At 75.5% G+C, this 1,158-nt stretch carries 2 protein-coding genes; one reads left to right on the top strand and one right to left on the bottom strand.

All coding sequences use genetic code 11. The annotated features are described in order from the left end of the window. The first annotated feature begins 42 nt into the window (after positions 1-42). On the top strand, positions 43-519 hold the full coding sequence (locus ACJOT3_RS34535; protein WP_406977336.1) for a nucleoside deaminase: 477 nt from the start codon (positions 43-45) through the stop codon (positions 517-519). 4 nt (positions 520-523) lie between these two features. On the opposite strand, the gene ACJOT3_RS34530 is transcribed toward ACJOT3_RS34535, so the two are convergent. Continuing rightward, positions 524-1,069: a suppressor of fused domain protein gene (locus ACJOT3_RS34530; protein WP_406977335.1), complete on the bottom strand. Its 546-nt coding sequence runs from the start codon at positions 1,067-1,069 to the stop codon at positions 524-526. Between the last annotated feature and the right edge of the window lie 89 nt (positions 1,070-1,158).

Raw genomic sequence — 1,158 nt, 5'->3', positions numbered from 1 at the left:
CGCCGCCGTGTGTACGGTCGGGGTGGGACACGAGGAGGAACGATGGACGAGACCGACCTGCGGCACCTGCGCCGGGCCGTGGAACTGGCCGGGGAGGCCCTGGACTCCGGCGACGAACCGTTCGGCTCGGTGCTGGTGGCGGCCGACGGGACGGTGCTGTTCGAGGGCCACAACGAGGTCTCCGGCGGCGACGGCACCCGCCACCCGGAGCTGGCCATCGCCCGGTGGGCGGCGTCCCGCCTGCTCCCCGAGGAGCGTGCGGCCGCGACCGTGTACACCTCGGGCGAGCACTGCCCCATGTGCGCGGCGGCGCACGCCTGGGCGGGGCTGGGCCGGATCGTGTACGCGTGCTCGTCGGCCCAGCTCACCGAGTGGCGCACCGCCTGGGGGCTGCCCCCGGGCCCGGTGCGGCCGCTGCCCATCGCCGAGGTCGCCCCCGACGTGCCGGTGGAGGGCCCGGTCCCCGAACTCGCCGAGGCCGTCCGCAGCCTCCACGCCCGCTCCCACGGCCGCCCCTGACGGGTCAGACGACGGGCGGGCGGTCGATGGCGAGGATGTCGATGCCCTCGGCCTCCAGGAGTTCCTCGAAGGCCTCCAGGCCCTCGGTGAGGACGACCTCGGCCTCGGCGGCGTGGACGGGGAGCAGCCACAGGTAGCGGACGCCGCCGGGGGCCTGCTCCAGCAACGGACCGTAGGGGTAGGGCGGGCTGACCAGCAGGTGTTCCATGCGGGAGCCGCCCGTCCAGGGGCGGCCCAGGTCCAGCACCGAGCCGACGTCGACCCGGTGCTCCTCGAACGAGTTGACGTGGGCGACCAGGGCGAGCGTCTCGGCGTGGTCGTCGGTCCCGTGGGGCGCCATGAGCACGAACTCCACGCCGCCGGAGGCGGAGGCGCCGACTGTGGCGTAGTTCCACCCGCGTTCGGGCCCCTGGGTGACGCGGTAGGTGGCGAAGTCCGGCAGCCGCTCCAGGACCGGCCCGTCCTTCCAGGTGACCGGCTCCAGCTCCCGCCCCGGCCAGAACCCGCGCAGGTGCTCCTCCAGCTCCGCCGTCCCCGCCCCTGCGCCCACCGCTGCTCCCGCCGTCGTGCTCCACCGGACCGGTGCCGTTCTACCGTGCCCGGTGTCCGGTTGTCACACCGGGGCCGTCCCGCGCGGCG

It is taken from the genome of Nocardiopsis protaetiae, assembly GCF_045446735.1.
GTDB classification, from domain to species: Bacteria; Actinomycetota; Actinomycetes; order Streptosporangiales; family Streptosporangiaceae; genus Nocardiopsis; species Nocardiopsis protaetiae.
This window is presented reverse-complemented; position numbering and strand designations above follow the sequence as displayed.

Coding starts and splice junctions, on each gene's coding strand:
- ACJOT3_RS34535 (WP_406977336.1), top strand. CDS start 43: ATGGACGAGACCGACCTGCGGCACCTGCGCCGGGCCGTGGAACTGGCC.